10 protein-coding genes are annotated in these 16,543 nt (G+C 70.4%); 9 read left to right on the top strand and 1 reads right to left on the bottom strand.

Features of this window, described 5'->3' with window-relative positions:
* The 9 genes from modA to I004_RS35005 all read left to right on the top strand — a co-directional run.
* The coding region (gene modA / locus I004_RS0120145; RefSeq protein WP_028436983.1) for a molybdate ABC transporter substrate-binding protein at positions 1-284 on the top strand (284 nt) is incomplete at its 5' end.
* A gap of 95 nt (positions 285-379) precedes the next feature.
* The gene (locus tag I004_RS0120140) at positions 380-2,335 is read left to right on the top strand and encodes an ABC transporter permease (protein WP_028436982.1); all 1,956 of its coding nucleotides are present in this window, start codon (positions 380-382) and stop codon (positions 2,333-2,335) included.
* 192 nt (positions 2,336-2,527) lie between these two features.
* Positions 2,528-3,376: an NTP transferase domain-containing protein gene (locus I004_RS35020; protein ID WP_051345231.1), complete on the top strand. Its 849-nt coding sequence runs from the start codon at positions 2,528-2,530 to the stop codon at positions 3,374-3,376.
* 38 nt (positions 3,377-3,414) lie between these two features.
* The gene (locus I004_RS35015; protein WP_051345230.1) at positions 3,415-5,217 is read left to right on the top strand and encodes an aldehyde ferredoxin oxidoreductase family protein; all 1,803 of its coding nucleotides are present in this window, start codon (positions 3,415-3,417) and stop codon (positions 5,215-5,217) included.
* A gap of 68 nt (positions 5,218-5,285) precedes the next feature.
* A complete protein-coding gene (gene fdhF / locus I004_RS35010) occupies positions 5,286-8,240 on the top strand; it encodes a formate dehydrogenase subunit alpha (protein WP_051345229.1) in 2,955 nt (984 codons plus the stop codon).
* A complete protein-coding gene (locus I004_RS0120120) occupies positions 8,237-9,967 on the top strand; it encodes an NAD(P)H-dependent oxidoreductase subunit E (protein WP_028436980.1) in 1,731 nt (576 codons plus the stop codon). Before fdhF ends, I004_RS0120120 begins: the two co-directional genes overlap by 4 nt.
* Complete coding sequence (locus I004_RS0120115; RefSeq protein ID WP_028436979.1) at positions 9,964-11,184, top strand: molybdopterin molybdotransferase MoeA; 1,221 nt, start codon at positions 9,964-9,966, stop codon at positions 11,182-11,184. The genes I004_RS0120120 and I004_RS0120115 overlap by 4 nt, the downstream gene beginning before the upstream one ends.
* Positions 11,181-13,088 carry a molybdopterin biosynthesis protein gene (locus I004_RS0120110; protein ID WP_028436978.1) on the top strand — a complete coding sequence of 636 codons (1,908 nt, stop codon included), beginning with the start codon at positions 11,181-11,183 and terminating at the stop codon, positions 13,086-13,088. The genes I004_RS0120115 and I004_RS0120110 overlap by 4 nt, the downstream gene beginning before the upstream one ends.
* Positions 13,089-13,370: 282 nt before the next feature.
* Positions 13,371-15,221: an exo-alpha-sialidase gene (locus I004_RS35005; RefSeq protein ID WP_078511486.1), complete on the top strand. Its 1,851-nt coding sequence runs from the start codon at positions 13,371-13,373 to the stop codon at positions 15,219-15,221.
* Here I004_RS35005 and I004_RS35000 read toward each other — a convergent pair.
* A complete protein-coding gene (locus tag I004_RS35000) occupies positions 15,177-16,268 on the bottom strand; it encodes a bile acid:sodium symporter family protein (protein ID WP_078511484.1) in 1,092 nt (363 codons plus the stop codon). The two genes, I004_RS35005 and I004_RS35000, sit on opposite strands and share 45 nt — an antisense overlap.
* Positions 16,269-16,543 lie beyond the last annotated feature (275 nt).

The raw sequence follows: 16,543 nt of genomic DNA, 5'->3' as shown, positions 1-16,543 counted from the left end.
TCGGCTTGAAGCCCGTCTCCCAGGAAGCCAACGTCCGGGCCGTACTGAGCAAGGTCGAACTCGGCGAAGCGGACGCGGGCATCGTCTACAGGACCGACGCCGCGACCGCTCCCGGCAAGGTCGCCGCCATCAGGATTCCCGACGACGAGAACGCCGTCGCCTCCTACCCGGCCGCCGCCCTGAAGTCGTCGAAGAACTCGAAGGCGGCCAACGCCTTCGTGAAGTGGCTCAGCACTCCGGAGGCGCAGAAGCTCCTACGCGACGCCGGCTTCCAGAAGCCGTAATCCTCTGCGCTCCAGGAAGAGCTGTCCGGCGAAAGCGCGGACAGCTCCTCACCATCCGCACTCGCCAGCTTCAGCCCCCGACCCTGGAACCGCCGATGAGTCGCCCTCGCACCCGCGCACCCGGAACGCGCACCCCTGCCGCCCTCGCGGTGCCGGCGTTGCTGGCGATCGCGTTCCTGCTGCTGCCGCTGATCGGCATCCTGGCCCGGACCGAGTGGCACCAGCTCGGCTCGCATCTGACCGACCCCGAGGTCACCGAGGCGCTGCGGCTGTCGCTGCTGGTGTCCTTCTGCGCGCTCGGGCTGTCCCTCGTCCTGGGCGTGCCGCTGGCCTGGCTGCTGGCCCGTGTCCGCTTCCCCGGCAAGGCGCTGGTTCGCTCGCTGGTGCTGCTGCCGATGGTGCTGCCACCGACCGTCGGCGGTGTCGCGCTGCTGCTCGGATTCGGGCGGCGGGGCCTCCTCGGACCGTGGCTGGAGAACGACCTGGGCATCGTCCTGCCCTTCCACACCTCGGGTGCCGTCGTCGCCGCGACGTTCGTCGCGATGCCGTTCCTGATCATCAGCCTCGAAGGCACCCTCGCCGGGCTCCGGCCGATCTACGAGGAGACCGCGGCCTCTCTCGGGGCGTCCCCGGTGCGGGTGTTCTTCACCGTCACCCTGCCCCTCGTCGCCCCCGGACTGGCCGCGGGGGCCGCCCTCACCTGGGCCCGGGCGCTCGGCGAATTCGGCGCCACCATCACCTTCGCCGGCAACCTTCCCGGGACTACCCAGACTCTCCCGCTGGACGTCTACCTGCTCCTCCAGGAGCAGCCGGAGGCCGCCACCTCCGTTTCCCTGCTGCTGCTCGCCGTCGCCATGGCCGTCCTCGTCGCCCTTCGCGGCCGCTGGACCGGCGCCACCGCAGCCCGGCGCGTGAACGCGAACGGCCGGCGGGCGGATGAGAACGAGAAGCTGACAGAAGACGCTACCGACGCACCGGTCGCCACCGCGGCGGAGCCCTCGACCTCGCAGCAGCAGTGCCCACTCCACGCGGAGGTCACCGGCTTCAACGACATCACCCTCGATGCACCGGCCGGCACCACCGTCGCCGTCGTCGGACCCAACGGCGCCGGCAAGACCACGCTCCTGCGCGCGCTCCTCGGACTCACCCCACGGGCCCACGCCCAACTGCGCCTCGGCGACGCGGACGTCACGAACCTGCCACCGCACCACCGCGGCGTGGCCTGGGTGCCACAGGACGGGGCCCTCTTCCCGCACCTCACCGCGCTCGCCAACACCGCCTACGGGCTGCGCACTCAGGGCGTGGGCCGGGCCGAGGCGCGACGCACAGCGCAGGACTGGCTGGACCGGCTCGGCGTGGGCCGCCTCGCCCGGCGCAAACCGTCTCAGCTCTCCGGCGGCCAGGCCCAACGCGTCGCCCTGGCAAGGGCGTTGGCCGCCCGTCCGCGACTGCTGCTCCTCGACGAGCCCCTCGCCGCACTCGACCAGACCACCCGCGCTCAGGTCCGCCACACACTGCGCACGCATCTCGAAGACTTCGGCGGTGTCTGCCTGTTGGTCACCCATGACCCCGTCGAAGCCATTTCGCTCGGCGACCGCGTGCTCGTCCTCGACGACGGCCGGACCCTTCAGTACGACACACCCGGCGAGGTCTCCCGGCACCCCCGCTCCCCATGGGTGGCCCGCATGCTCGGCCGCAACGCCTGGCCCGGCACCGCCAGTTCGGACGCCACACTCTCCCTCACCGGCGGAGGCACCCTCGTCGTCGCCGACCCCCCGACGGAAGGGACGGACGCGCTGGCGATCATCACCCCCGAAGCCGTCTCCCTCCACCGCGAACGTCCCGCCGGCAGCCCACGCAACAACTGGCCCGGAACGGTCCGCGAGATCACCGCCGCAGGCAGCCGCCTCCGCGTCGTCATCGTGTCCGACGAAGTCCCCGACCTCGTCGCAGAGATCACCCCGCAGGCCGCCAGCGAACTCCAACTCGCGGACGGCACAGCCGTATGGACCAGCGTCAAGGCCACCGAGATCACCCTGGTCACCCCCTAGAGATCCATCTGGCAAGCGGGCTCTGCAGCACCGTCTCAGAGAGGGATCAAGACCCCGGACCAGGTGTAAGCCGTACGTCACCTACTAGGACCCAGCCCACCGTGATTCGCGCGTACGCACGATCGGGGACGTCGGACTGCGCGGCCCGTCCCCTCTCACCGTGATTTGTGTATCGCGACTACCCTTCACGGGATGCAGACCGAAGCGGGTGTCGTTCTGGCGGGCGGGCGTTCATCGCGGATGGGCGAGCCGAAGGCCGGATTGGAGTGGCACGGTTCCACATTGCTGTATCGGACGTGCGCGCTGCTGGGCCGCGTGATCGACGGTCCGCTGTTGGTGGTCGCCGCGCCCGGTCAAGTCTTGCCGGGCCTGCCGGCAGGGGCCGAAGTGGTCGAAGATCCGGTCGAAGGCCTCGGGCCGATGCAAGGCATCGCGGCGGGTCTGGCGGCGCTGACCGGGCGGGCAGAGGTTGCCTTCGCGTGCTCCACGGATGCGCCGTTTCTGCATCCGGCGTTCGTGCGGCGTGTGCTGCGGGGCGCGGATGAGACCGGCGCGGACATGGTGTTGCCGGTGGCACGGGGGTTCCGGCAGCCCCTGGCGGCGGGATACCGGACCTCGCTGTCGGGTCTTCTCACGAAACTCATCGGGGAGGGCGACCTGCGACCCGGGATGCTGTTCAAGCACTGCGAGGTCGCCCAACTCGACGACGCGGAACTGCTGGCGGACACCGCTCTGGCCCGTCTCGACCCCGAGTTGGAATCGGTGGTCAACGTCAACACGCCGGAGGACTACGCCGAGGCGAGGAGCCGCCCGGCGCCCGATGTCACGATCGAGCGATTCGGCGCGCTGGCCCGTAGTGCCGGGCATCGACCGCGCAACGGCCGGGCTGCGACGTTGGGAGAGGCCGCCGAGTTGGCCGGGCTGACGCTGGACCGGCATGTGGTCGCCGCGGTGAACGGTGATCAGGTCACGCGTGATCCGTTGTTGCCCCTCGTGGCGGGTGATTCGGTGGCGTTCCTGTCTGCGGACGCCGGCGGCTGATCGTGTCGCAACCGCTCGGATGGGCCTAGAGTCGTGGTATGGCACCAGGTGGCTTCTTCGGGCGGGCACTGATCGTCGACGTCGGCGACGACGCGGCCACGGCCGCGGTGTGCGAGCTGGACGAGCAGGTGTTGCGCGCTTACCTCGGCGGCGCCGGGCTGGGCACGTGGCTGCTGCACCGGTTCGCGCCGCCGCGGGTCGATCCGCTGGCGCCAGAAGCACCGTTGGCGTTCGTGTTCTCTTCCTTGGTCGGAACGCCGCTGACCACCAGCGCGAAGTTCGCCGTGGTGGCCAAGTCCCCGTTGACCGGGTTGCTGACCGACGCGCTGGCGTCGAGCCAGTTCGCCATTGCCGGCAAGCTGACCGGCCACGACGCCCTCGTCGTCCGCGGTCGCGCCGCGCAGTTGTCGGTGCTGCTCATCGACGGTGACGGAGTGCGACTCGAACCGGCACCGGAACTGGCTGGATTGCCCGCAGCCGAGGCTGAGACCCAGGCCCGGCAGCGATTCGGACGCGGCTGGCGTACCGCGGCGATCGGGCCGGCCGGTGAGCGCCAGGTCCGCTACGCGACGGTCAGCCACGATGGCCGGCACGCTGGACGCGGTGGCCTCGGGGCAGTGCTGGGCGCCAAGAACATCAAGGCCGTCCTGGTCCGGGCCACGACCAAGGTGGGCGTCGCGGACCAGGCCGGGGTGCTGGCCGCGTCCAAGGACCTGCGCCGGCGCAGTTTCGGCCCCGCCACGGCCAAGTACCGGGAACTGGGCACGTTGGCGAACCTGCTGGCCTTCAACGCGGTCAGCACGCTGCCGACCCGCAACTTCACCGCGGCCAGCTTCGAAGGCGCGCCGAGGCTGGCCGCGGAGGAGTTGCACGAGATGCGCGGCGTGGCGCGCAACAGCTGCGCATCCTGCTCGATCGGGTGCGAGCACATCTACTCCCGCAAAGGCGGCGGCAGCCAGCGCATGGAGTACGAGAACGTGTTCGCGCTCGGCCCGCTGTGCGGCGTCTCGGACCCCGACGATGTGTTCGCCGCCAGCGCGAAGTGCGACGAACTGGGTCTGGACACGATCTCGGCCGGCGGCACCATCGCGTGGGCCATGGAGTGCGTCGAACGCGGCCTGATCGACGAGCCCTGGCTGAAGTTCGGCGACGGTAGCGTGCTGCTGCGGGCGCTCGAGGCGATAGGCGCCCGCTCGCCGGGCCTCGGGGAGCTGCTGGCCCAGGGGTCATGGCGGGCAGCCGGGATCGTCGGCCAGGGCTCGATCGACTTCGCCCCGCAAGTAAAAGGCCTGGAGATGCCGGGTTACGAGCCTCGCAGTCTCCAGTCGATGGCGCTGGGCCTGGCGGTGAACTCGCGCGGCGCCGACCACAACCGCTCCGGTGCCTACGAAGCCGACCTCTCCGGCGAGGTGAACCGGTTCCGTGGCGGCGAGGCCCACGTGAGTGCGGCCGTCGGGACGGAGGATCGGGCCGCGGTGATGGACTCGATGATCCTGTGCAAGTTCCTGCGAGGCGTCTTCGAGGACCCGTTCACCGAATGGGCAACGCTGTTGTCGCTGGTGACCGGATGGGCGGTGGACGCAGACGAGCTGCGCGGCACGGCCGCGCGGATCGTGCGTGCCAAGCGGGCGTTCAACCAGCGCGAAGGCGCCACTGCGGCGGACGACACCCTGCCGGCCCGCATGCTGGAAACGCCTTTGCCGATGCCGTCCGGCCGCACCGCGACGTTGACCGCCCAGCAACTGCAGGCCATGGTCGACAGTTATTACGTGACTCGTGGGCTCGACGAGGAGGGGCGGGTACGCGCGAGCGACCTTCCCGATCTTCTTTTCGACCACTAGCTGTATGGGGTATGTTGTATACAGCCTTTTTGTATACAACATACGCTCGCTTGTGACGGAGGTCAGTGATGACGGTAGTCGACGAGCCGGACACCGCTGTGCGCACGGTCACCACGACGATCGACGGCAACTCCGTGACGGTGCCCGAGGGGACGAGCATCTACACCGCGGCGCAGCAGGTCGGCGTCGACATTCCCGTGTTGTGCCACAACGAGCGCTACGACCCGGTCGGCGTCTGCCGCATGTGCGTTGTCGACACCGGCGGCCGCGCGTTCGCCGCCGCGTGCGTGCGCCCGTGCGAGGACGGCATGGAGGTCAAAACCAGCACGCCGGAGGTGGAACGCAGCCGCGCCACCTTGACCGAGTTGCTGCTGTCGGACCAGCCGGCCCGCGACGAGGACCCGAAGCAGACCACCACCGGCGACAACCTGTTGCTGGCCCTGGCCGACGGCTTCGACCTCGCCAAGGAGACCACCGACCTGCCGTGCGGATCCGGCCGCGGCAAGGACACGTCCAACCCGGTCATCAGCGTCGACCACGACGCCTGCATCCTGTGCGACCGGTGCGTCCGGGCCTGCGACGATATCCAGGGCAACGACGTGATCGGCCGCTCCGGCAAGGGCTACTCCACGAAGATCGCGTTCGATCTCGACGACCCCATGGGCTCCAGCTCCTGTGTCACCTGCGGCGAGTGCGTGCAGGCGTGCCCCACGGGCGCGCTGACCAACAAGGCGATCAACCTCATCCCGATCCAGCCCCGCGAGCAGTTGGACGCCGTCGACAGCGTCTGCCCCTACTGCGGCGTCGGCTGCGCGCTGACCTACTACGTCGACCGCGACCGCGGCGGCATCTCCTTCGCCGAAGGCCGCGACCAGCCGGGCTCGAAGAGCCGGCTGTGCGTCAAGGGGCGCTACGGCTGGGACTACGCCGCCTCGCCGCAGCGGCTCACCGTGCCGCTCATCCGCGTCGACTCGTCGTACCCGAAGGGCCCGCTGTCCGCCGACGTGCGCGGTGACGCCGACAACGACCGCGGGCGCTCCGGAGGTGGCGGGAACCGCAGCGGTGGCGGCCGGAAGCAGAAGCGCGGCCGCGACGGCCGGCGCAAGCCCGGTGGCTTCGTCGACTACGAGGAGGTTCTGCCGCACTTCCGGGAAGCCACGTGGGAGGAGGCGCTCGACCTCGTCGCGCGGCGACTCAAGGAGATCCACGCGAGCGGCGGTCCGGGCGCGCTCGCCGGGTTCGGCTCGGCGAAGTGCTCCAACGAGGAGGCGTACCTCTTCCAGAAGCTGATCCGTGCCGGATTCAGGACGAACAACATCGACCACTGCACGCGGCTGTGCCACGCTTCCTCGGTCGCCGCGCTGTTCGAGGGCGTCGGCTCCGGCGCGGTGTCCACGACCTACGGCGACGTGGCCAACGCGGACATCGTGATCATCACGGGCTCCAACCCGACGGCGAACCATCCTGTCGCCAGCTCGTTCTTCAAACAGGCCCGCCGCCGCGGCACCAAGATCGTCTATGTCGACCCAAGGGCCAGCACGGTCGCCGAACACTCCGACTACCACTGCCAGGTCAAGCCCGGCACGGACGTGGCGTTCTACAACTCGATCATGCACGAGGTGATCCGGCTCGGCCTGATCGACAGGGAGTTCATCGCCGAGCGCGTGTCCAACTACGACGAGTTGGCCCGCACGGTCGCCGACTACCCGCCGGAGCGCGCTGCCCAGATCACCGGCGTGGACGCGGACCTGATACGCGCCGTCGCCCGCGAGTGGGGCGAAGCCGGCGCCGGCGTCATCTACTGGGGTATGGGGATCTCCCAGCACACCACCGGCACCGACAACGCCCGCTGTCTGATCGCGCTCTGCTCGATCACCGGCAACGTCGGCCGGCCCGGCACCGGTCTGCATCCGTTGCGCGGTCAGAACAACGTGCAAGGCGCGTCCGACGCCGGCCTGATCCCGATGTTCTACCCGGACTACCAGGGCGTCGACCTCGACGGCACCCGCGAACGGTTCGAGCAGGCATGGGGCACGACGCTCGATCCGAACCGGGGCCTCACCGTCACCGAGATCATCGGTTCGGTGCTCGAACCCGACGGCGTACGCGGGATGTACATGCTCGGGGAGAACCCGTTCCTGTCCGACCCGAACATCAACAAGGTCCGAAAAGCCTTGGCGGCGCTGGACTTCCTGGTCGTCCAGGACATCTTCCTCACCGAGACCGCCGAATTCGCCGACGTGATCCTGCCCGCCTCGTCCTACCTGGAAAAGGACGGCAGCTACACCAACACCGACCGGCGCGTGCAGCTGGGCCGCAAGGTCATGGATCCGCCCGGTCAGGCCCGGGTCGACTGGGAGATCGTGCAGGACATCGCCCAGCGGATCGGCCTGGACTGGAACTACGGCTCACCGAGCGAGATCTTCGACGAGATGGTCGCGCTGATGCCCTCGTACAAGAACCTCGCCCACGACAACCTCGGTCTGTCCGGGAAGCTGTACCCGAACGACGACCCGGAGCACAGCGACGGCACCGTGGTGCTGTTCGACGAGCGGTTCAACACCGACGACGGACTGGCGCACCTCGTCGCCGCGCAGTGGTTGCCCGCCAAGGAACTCCCGGACGCGGAATACCCGTTGGTGCTCAACACCGGCCGATTGCTCGAGCACTGGCACACGGGGTCGATGACACGGCGGTCGTTCGCACTGGACTCGATCTCACCGATCCCCGAGGTGTACATGCACCCGAAGGATGCCGCGGACCGCGGCCTGGCCCACGGTGAGCTGGCCCAGGTGCGATCGCGGCGCGGCGTGATCGAACTGCAGGTCCGGATCTCCCACCGCGAGCAACTGGGGAACTGCTTCATCCCGTTCCATTTCCGGGAAGCGGCGGCGAACCTGCTGACCATCGACGAGACCGACCCGTTCGGCAAGATCCCCGAGTTCAAGTTCTGCGCGATCCAGGTCGAGGCCCTGGATGCAGCGGGCACTGAATCCGTCTCAGCGGCAGGAGTGGCGGAATGACCTTGAGTCCCGAACGGGTTCCCGGTGTAGAGGCGCGGGCGGGCAAGTTCCCGGGTCCGTCGCTGATTCCGGCGCTGAACGCGATCCAGGCCCGGCTGGGCTGGCTGCCTCGGGAGGAACTGGAGGAACTGGCCCGCGAGGTCCGCCGGCCGCGGTACGAGATCGAGGGCCTGATCTCCTTCTACCCGCACTTCCGCACCACACCGCCGAAGCCGGTGCAGGTCAGTGTGTGCCACGATCTGTCGTGCTGGCTGCGCTCGGGTGCGGACCGGATCGCGGAGATAAAGCAGCAGTACGGCGAGGACACCGATGTCGAGCTGACCCAGGTCTCGTGTCTGGGACGGTGCGACGTCGCGCCTGCGGCCGCGGTGAACGAGCACCCCGCCCCCGTGTCCGAGGTGGACGATCTGGTCACCGCCGCCCGCGGCGCCGGAGTCGGGCACGCGACCGCGTCGCGCCGCGACGAACCTTGGCCCAACGACCCGTACCCGAGCGGATCGGAAGTGGCCGGCCGCTACCGGTCGTTGCGCGCGGTGCTGGCCGGCGAGATCAGCACCGAGTCGGTCGTGGCGACGCTGAACGACTCCGGGCTGCGCGGTATGGGCGGCGCCGGGTTCCCGACCGGGAAGAAGTGGGGCCTGGTCGCTGAGGCCGAACCCGGCACGGTGAAGTACGCCATCTGCAACGCCGACGAGTCCGAACCTGGCACCTTCAAGGACCGGCAGATCCTCGCCGACCAGCCGCACCTGGTGCTGGAAGGGCTGCTGCTGGGCATGGTGGCGGTCGGCGCCGAGCAGGGCTGGGTATTCATCCGGCACGAGTACGGACCCGAGGAACACGTCCTGCGCGAAGAGATCGCCGCGCTGCGGGACGCCGGAGTGGTCGGGCCCGACGCGTGCGGCAGCGGGCGCACTCTAGAACTGGACGTCTTCGTCTCCCCCGGCGGATACATCCTCGGCGAGGAGACGGCACTGCTGGAGTGCATGGAGGGCCACCGCGGCGAACCCCGCAACAAGCCGCCGTTCCCCGGCAACTACGGCCTGCACGGCCGCCCGACGCTCATCAACTCCGTGGAAACCTTCGCCGACGTACCGGTGATCCTGCAACGGGGCGCGGAGTGGTGGCGCTCGCAGGGCATCGGCGAGTCTGTCGGCTGGAAATTCTTCGCCGTCTCCGGGCACGTGAGCAACCCGGGCGTGTACTGCGTGCCGATGGGCACGACGGTGCGGGAATTGATCGACACCGCCGGTGGTGTGCTCGACGGCGCACCGGTCGGTGCGGTCCAGCCCGGCGGGGCGTCGTCCAACTTCATCAGCCCCGACCGGCTCGACCTGCGACTGGACTTCGGCACCCTGTCCGAGGCCGGCACGATGCTCGGATCCGGCGCCCTTGTGGTGCTGGCCGAGGGCACGGACCTGCTGGCCGCGGCGACGAACGTGCTGAGGTTCTTCCGCAACGAGTCGTGCGGCAAGTGCGTGCCGTGCCGTGTCGGTTCGACGAAGGCGCACACGTTGCTTCGCGGCGTGCTCGACTCCGGATCCGCTTTGGACGATGCTGGGCGCGGGAAGATCCTGCAGCTGGAAGAGGCCATGCGGAAGACGTCTATCTGTGGACTCGGCCAAGTCGCGCTCGGGCCGGTGGTGTCAGTGCTGGGCTTGGACAAGGGCGGTGCCGTGGCGCGCCCGCAGCCGAGGCCCGAAGGGGCGAAGGACCAGCCGCCCCGGTGAGCGGACGCGAGTTCTTCACCACCCGCACCGTCGCTGAGGCACTCGCCGGCTTCCAGCCGGCGCACCGCACCGCGATCGAAAGTGTGCCCTTGTCGGCGGCGCTGCACCGCGTGCCCGCCGCCGAAGTCCCCTCGCCGCACTCCCTGCCCGGCTTCACCCGGTCCACTGTGGACGGCTTCGCGGTCCGGGCGGCAGACACGTATGGCGCGTCGGACGGCCTGCCGTCGTATCTCGACCTGCTCGGAGCGGTCGACATGGGCGCAGCGCCCACGGTGTCCGTGCGGCCGGGCGGATGCGTGGCGATGCCGACCGGCGGTTCGCTGCCCGATGGAGCGGACGCGGTGGTGATGGTCGAGTACACCGCTGAGACCATGCCCGGCACGATCGAGGTCACCCGGCCGGTCGCGCCGGGCGGCGGAATCGTGCGCGCCGACGACGACGTGGCCACCGGCGCACCGCTGGTCCCGGCCGGACGGCCGCTGCGTGCACCGGACCTGGGGCTTCTGGCCGCCGCCGGAGTGGTGTCAGTGCCTGTGCACGCGCGGCCCCGGGTCGTGATCATCTCCACCGGCGACGAGGTCGTCCCGCCCGAGACCGCTTCGCTGGCTGCGGGCCAGGTCCGGGATGCCACCGCGTCGGCGTTGGCGGGCCTCGTACTCGGTGCCACCGGTGAACCCGTCGTCGCCGGCATCGTCTCGGACGAGCCCGGCGCGCTGAAGGACAAGCTGACCGCTGTGCTTCCCGAGGCGGACCTGGTGGTCGTCTCGGCCGGATCCTCGGTCGGTGCGCGGGACGAGACCATGGGAGCCGTAGCCGCGCTCGGAGACGTCTGGTGCCACGGGCTCGCGATCAAGCCCGGGAAGCCGACCCTGCTGGCCGAATGCGGCGGCATCCCGGTGATCGGCCTGCCGGGTAACCCTTTGTCCGCGCTGGTGGTGTTCGGGCAGGTCGGGATTCCCGTGCTGTGGCGGCTCAGCGGCTGCGAGACCCCGCCGGCCCGCCCGACCACGAGGGCCCGGCTGTCGCGAGACCTGGCCTCGGCGACCGGGCGACTCGACGTGGTCCAGGTGCGAGTCAGGGACGGCGTCGCGGAGCCGCTGTTCGGGCCGTCGGCCCTGCTGTCGGTCCACACCCGCGCGGACGGGTACGTGATCATCCCCGAACCGGCCACCGGGCTCGACGACGGCCTCGACGTCGATGTAACCCTGTACGCATGAACAGTCCGTTCGTCTCCGACGTACCCGCCGCCCAGGCGCATGCCGCCTGGCGGGAGGCACGGGCGGCCACCGGCTGCCCGGCCCGGGTCGAAGCGGTCCGGGTACCCGTCGGCGCTGCGGTCGGCCGGGTCACCGCGGAACCGGTGTGGGCCCGCCGGTCCTCACCGGCGTTCGACTCGTCCGGGATGGACGGCATCGCCGTGCGCGCCGCCGACACGGTGGGTGCCTCCGAGAACACGCCGGTGGTCGTGACGGACTTCGAAGTCGTCGACACCGGCGATCCGCTGTCGCCCACATATGACGCGGTGGTCATGCGTGAACATGTCCACCGCACTCCCGACGGCGCCGAGTTGCGCGCCGCGGTGCCGCCCTACCAGCACGTGCGCTCCATCGGCGAAGACATCAGCGCCTCCGAACTGCTGCTGCCCGAAGGTCACCGACTGCGCCCGGTCGACGTCGCCGCCTGCGCCGCGGCCGGCCTCACCGAGCTGTCCGTCCGGCGGGCGCCGCTCGTCGTGATCATCCCTACCGGCGACGAAATCCGGCCCATCGGAACCGAGCTGCGGCCCGGGGAGATCGCGGACACCAACTCCTTGATGCTGGCCGCGCAGGCCCGTGAGGCCGGTTGCGACGCCCGGGTCACCGACATCGTCGTCGACGACCCGGCGGCCATCAGCGCCGTCGTGCGCGCAGCCGCGGAGGAAGCCGACCTGGTCATGACCATCGCGGGATCGAGCGCGGGCCGCGACGACTACACCGCGCGGGTCGTCGCCGAAGCGGGAAGCGTTGCCGTGCATGGAGTCGCCGTGCGTCCCGGGCACCCCGTGGTTCTCGGGACCGTCACGGGCGACACGGACAAGCCGGTGATCGGCATCCCCGGGTACCCCGTCTCCGCGGCGCTCACCTTCGACATCTTCGCCGCGCCGCTGCTGGCCGAACTCGAAGGCGCCGCGCCCTTCGAGCGGCCCTCGACGACAGCCCGGCTCGCCCGGAAGCTGCCGTCGGTGGTCGGGATGGACGACTGGGTCCGCGTCCGGCTCGGCCGTGTGCAGGACGACATCGTCGCGACGCCGCTACCCCGCGGCGCAGGCGTGCTCACCTCGCTCGTGCGCGCCGACGGCCTCCTCGTCGTCCCGGCGAGTGTCGAAGGACACCACGGCGGAACCGAAGTCCGGGTGGAACTCCTGCGCGGGCTCGCCGAGATCGACCGGACCATCGTCGCGATCGGCTCGCACGACCTCGTACTCGACCTCGCCGCCTCGGCGTTGCGTGCCACCGATCCCCTGGTGACACTCGCCTCGTCCAACGTCGGTTCCCTCGGCGGACTGGTAGCCCTGCGCGACGGGCTGTGCCACCTCGCCGGCTCACATCTGCTCGACCCCGCCACCGGCGAGTACACGCTGCCCTACGTCGACAAGCTCCTCGGCGCCGACGCCGCCGTGATCCGGCTCGTGCACCGGGACCAAGGGCTCATCGTCGCCCCCGGGAATCCGTTGGGCCTCAAGGGGATCGACGACCTGCCTCGGCCCGGTGTGCGCTACGTCAACCGTCAACGCGGCGCCGGCACCCGTGCCTTGCTCGACCACGGACTGTCCCGGCGTGAGATCGACCCCGGCACCATCCCCGGCTACGACCGCGAGGAACACACTCACCTCGCCGTCGCCGCTGCGGTGTCGGCCGGCCGTGCGGACACCGGCCTGGGCATCTTGGCCGCAGCCCGCGCGTTCGGCCTCGACTTCGTGCCTGTCGCGCAGGAACCCTACGACTTGGTGCTTCGCTCGGACGACATGTCGCAGGAACTGTTCGCACCCTTGTGGGCCCTGCTCGACAGTCCGGACTTCCGGGCCCGCGTCGAGGACCTCGGCGGCTACTCCTGCGCCGAGACCGGCAAACGCATCCGCTGACTCGCGTGGCCCGCCGGACCAGCAGCCCCCACTCGAGAGCCATCCAGAGGGCCATGTGACCGAACGCCGCGGGCGCCCGCGTCCGCGTCCGTGTCCCGCGGGTCCCTTCGACTACACGCCTCCGGCTCCACGTGCGCTCCTCGGCGCGTCCGTACGCGCGTTGTTCACTTTCGTCCCGACGTAGCCCGGGGCACGGCCGGGCATGGTTACCCCCAGTGCATCCGGACATCCCGTGAACCGCCGATCACGGCCCGTGCCGCGCGGGCCGCGGAAGGGGCGTACATGAGTCCTGGTCTCTCAGCCTTACGTCACGGAGCGTTCCTCAGAACCGGACTGCTCGTCTCCCTGTGCGCCTCCTTGCTGGCGGTTCCCCGGCCCGCCGCGGGCGCGGAAGCGTCCTCCGGCAGCACCGAGCCGCCCTTCACCCAGCAAGTGCTCTTCAAGGCGGCGCCCGATCAGGGCTACAAGTGCTTCCGCATCCCCGCCGTGGTACGGACGGTCAAAGGCACGCTCCTGGCCTTCGCGGAGGGAAGGGTGCGCGACTGCGGCGACGCCGGTGACATAGACATCGTCGTCAGGCGGTCCTCCGACGGGGGCCGCACCTGGGGCCCTCTGCGTGTGGTCAGCGAGGGCGGCGGCGACACCCACGGCAATCCGCAGCCCCTCGTGGACGGACGCACCGGGCGGATCCTGCTCGCCCAGACCTTCAACACCGGCCGTGCGGACGGGAAGAGCTGCGAGTCCCCGTGCGACCGCACCCCGCACATGCAGTACAGCGACGACGACGGCGAGAGCTGGTCGCCGCCGCGTGACCTGAGCGCACAGCTCCGGCCGCCGGACTGGAACTCCTGGTACGCGACGGGCCCCGGGCACGGTCTTCAGCTGCGCCACGGACCGCACGCCGGCCGGCTCGTCCTCGGCGTCAACGGCGAGACCTGGCGCGACGGGAGGAACACCCGCAACCACGCGGCGCTGGCGATCAGCGACGACGGCGGCCGCAACTGGCGGCTCGGAGCGAGGGACAGCCATCGGCACTCGGACGAGGGGGCCTTCCGGCAGAAGCCGCAGGAGCTGAGTCTCCACGAGCGCCGCGACGGCTCGGTCCTCGCGAGCGCCCGGGAGACCGAGGGCACCGATCTCGGGCACCGGTCGACGGCGGTCGCCCGGGGCGGCGGGGAGTACTTCACCACCTCGTTCCGCGCCCTGCCCGGGCTCTACACGCCACAGGTCCAGGGATCGGTGCTGAGTCCCGGCGGCACGGACAGATTGCTGCTCTCCGCGCCCGCCGACCCCGACCGGCGCCGCACGATGACGATCCGCTCCTCCTATGACGAGGGCGCGACCTGGGAGGGCGTGGACCGCGGCCGCACCGTGACCACCGACTGGTCCGGCTACTCCGACATGGTCCGGGCTGGCGGCGACCGGATCGGTCTGCTCTACGAGGGCGGCCCGGTCGACGCCCGTGACGAGATCCGGTTCGCGGGCTTCACGGAGGACTGGCTCGGCCCGCGCAGGGGCCCGGACCCGGTGACGGCCGACCACGCTCCCCGCGCCGGTGACGCCGCGGTGCTGGGCGGTGCGCAGCAGGTGACCGGACGCCACGGGAACGCCCTGGCCTTCGACGGCCGTGACGACGCCGTGCGGCTGCCGCTGCGTCGTGGACTGCCCCTGGAGGAACGGGACTTCGCGGCACGACTGTGGTTCCGCTACACCGCCGGCACGGGCGAGCAGCCGCTGCTGTGGATGGGCGGCGTCGGAAACGCGCAGCCGCAGGTCCGGCTCATGGCCGATCCGGCAGGCGGACGCATCACGGCGGCGGTCACCGCACGGCAGGTCCCGGCGCCGAGCGCCACGGCGCAGGTGGCAACCGCGAGCGCGTACAACGACGGACGGTGGCATCGAGCTGAACTGCGCCGGGAGGACGGCCAGTTGCGGCTGACCGTCGACAGCGAGCGCGTGTCCGCCCCCGACGTGCCGGGCTCGGTGAGCGTCACGTCCCCCTTCGGCGTGCACCTGGGGCAGAAGGTGGACAGCCGGGCGCACTTCACCGGCTCTCTGGACGAGGTGCGCGTCAGCTCCGGGGGCCGCTCAGTGCTGGATCTCCCGCTGGAGAGGGTCGGCTCCCCCCGCTGACGCTGAGCGGTTCGCGCGCCGCACACCCCGCGCCGTTGCCGGCGGTCCCCCCGCCGCGACGGCGCGGGTGCTGCCCTCGGTGACGGGTGTCTCCGGCGCCTTCCTGGCCCAGCGCCGGGAGAGGAAGGCGCAGACGACGAGTTGCATCTGGTGGAAGAGCATCAGCGGCAGCACGGCCAGGCTCGCCTGGGCTCCGAACAGCACGCTGGCCATGGGCAGTCCGGCCGCGAGCGATTTGTTGGACCCGGCGAAGACGGTGACGAGGCGGTCGGCCCGTGTGAAGCCGAGCCGGCCCGCCCCGTACCACGTGAGCGTCAGCATCAGCGCGAGCAGGGCGGCCTCGACGCCGAGCAGCGCCACCAGTCGCATGGGCGTGATCCGGCCCCAGACCCCCTCGATCATGCCCTGGCTGAAGGCCGTGTAGACCACGAGCAGCACCGATCCGCGGTCGACGAAGCCGAGGATGCGGCGGTGTCGCGTGATGAAGCCGCCGATCCACCGGCGCAGCAACTGCCCGGCCACGAACGGCGCGAGCAGCTGACAGACGATTCCCACGAGCCCTTCGGCACCGAGCGCCACGTGACCGCCGATGAACCAGGCCGCGAGCAGCGGAGTGGCCACCATTCCGATGAGGCTGGAGTAGGTGCCCGCGCAGATCGCGGCGGGCACGTTGCCGCGCGCAACTGAAGTGAAGGCGATCGACGACTGGACCGTCGAAGGGACCAGGCACAGGAAGAGAAGCCCGGCCTGGAGCCCGGGTGTGAGCACGTACGGGACGAGCGCCCGTGTGGCCAGCCCGATCAGGGGGAAGGCAGCGAAGGTGCAGAAAAGGACGAGCACTTGGAGCCGCCAGTGCCGGAGGCCCTCGAAGGCTTCCCGCGTGGAGAGGCGGGCTCCGTAGAGGAAGAAGATCAGTCCGACGGCTGCCTTGGTGCTCCACCCGAGACCGGTGGCCATGCTCCCGCTCGCCGGCAGGAACGCGGCGAGCAGGACGGTGCCCAGCAGCAGAGCGATGTACGGGTCGGCCAGTTGTGCCGGTCGGCGCATGTCTCCCTCGGTGCGGTGCTGTTGACTGTCGCGGAACAGGACACGGGGCCGGGTTCCACGAGGCGTGCCGTTAAATGTCTTCCGGACCCATTCTCTCCCGTGGCCCGTAGCTGCTTTACTCGGGGAGGTTCGGTGCAGAAAACTCGTACGATCTGCAACAACCTGACGACACCAATCCGATGCGTCCCGAAATGACGGGTTGACCGGCTTCGGGCCCTCTCCCCACCAGCTTTTTCATCGGATACGGTCACCGCGCGCTGTGCCTTACACAGCTG

This window comes from Streptomyces sp. TAA486 (genome assembly GCF_000426165.1).
Note: the sequence above shows the minus strand (reverse complement) of the source record. Positions and strands in the feature narration are given on the sequence as shown.

Bases quoted from the DNA above. Each gene is read 5' to 3' on its own strand.
- I004_RS0120140 (WP_028436982.1), top strand. From the start codon at position 380: ATGAGTCGCCCTCGCACCCGCGCACCCGGAACGCGCACCCCTGCCGCC.
- I004_RS35020 (WP_051345231.1), top strand. From the start codon at position 2,528: ATGCAGACCGAAGCGGGTGTCGTTCTGGCGGGCGGGCGTTCATCGCGG.
- I004_RS35015 (WP_051345230.1), top strand. From the start codon at position 3,415: ATGGCACCAGGTGGCTTCTTCGGGCGGGCACTGATCGTCGACGTCGGC.
- fdhF (WP_051345229.1), top strand. From the start codon at position 5,286: ATGACGGTAGTCGACGAGCCGGACACCGCTGTGCGCACGGTCACCACG.
- I004_RS0120120 (WP_028436980.1), top strand. From the start codon at position 8,237: ATGACCTTGAGTCCCGAACGGGTTCCCGGTGTAGAGGCGCGGGCGGGC.
- I004_RS0120110 (WP_028436978.1), top strand. From the start codon at position 11,181: ATGAACAGTCCGTTCGTCTCCGACGTACCCGCCGCCCAGGCGCATGCC.
- I004_RS35005 (WP_078511486.1), top strand. From the start codon at position 13,371: ATGAGTCCTGGTCTCTCAGCCTTACGTCACGGAGCGTTCCTCAGAACC.
- I004_RS35000 (WP_078511484.1), bottom strand. From the start codon at position 16,268: ATGCGCCGACCGGCACAACTGGCCGACCCGTACATCGCTCTGCTGCTG.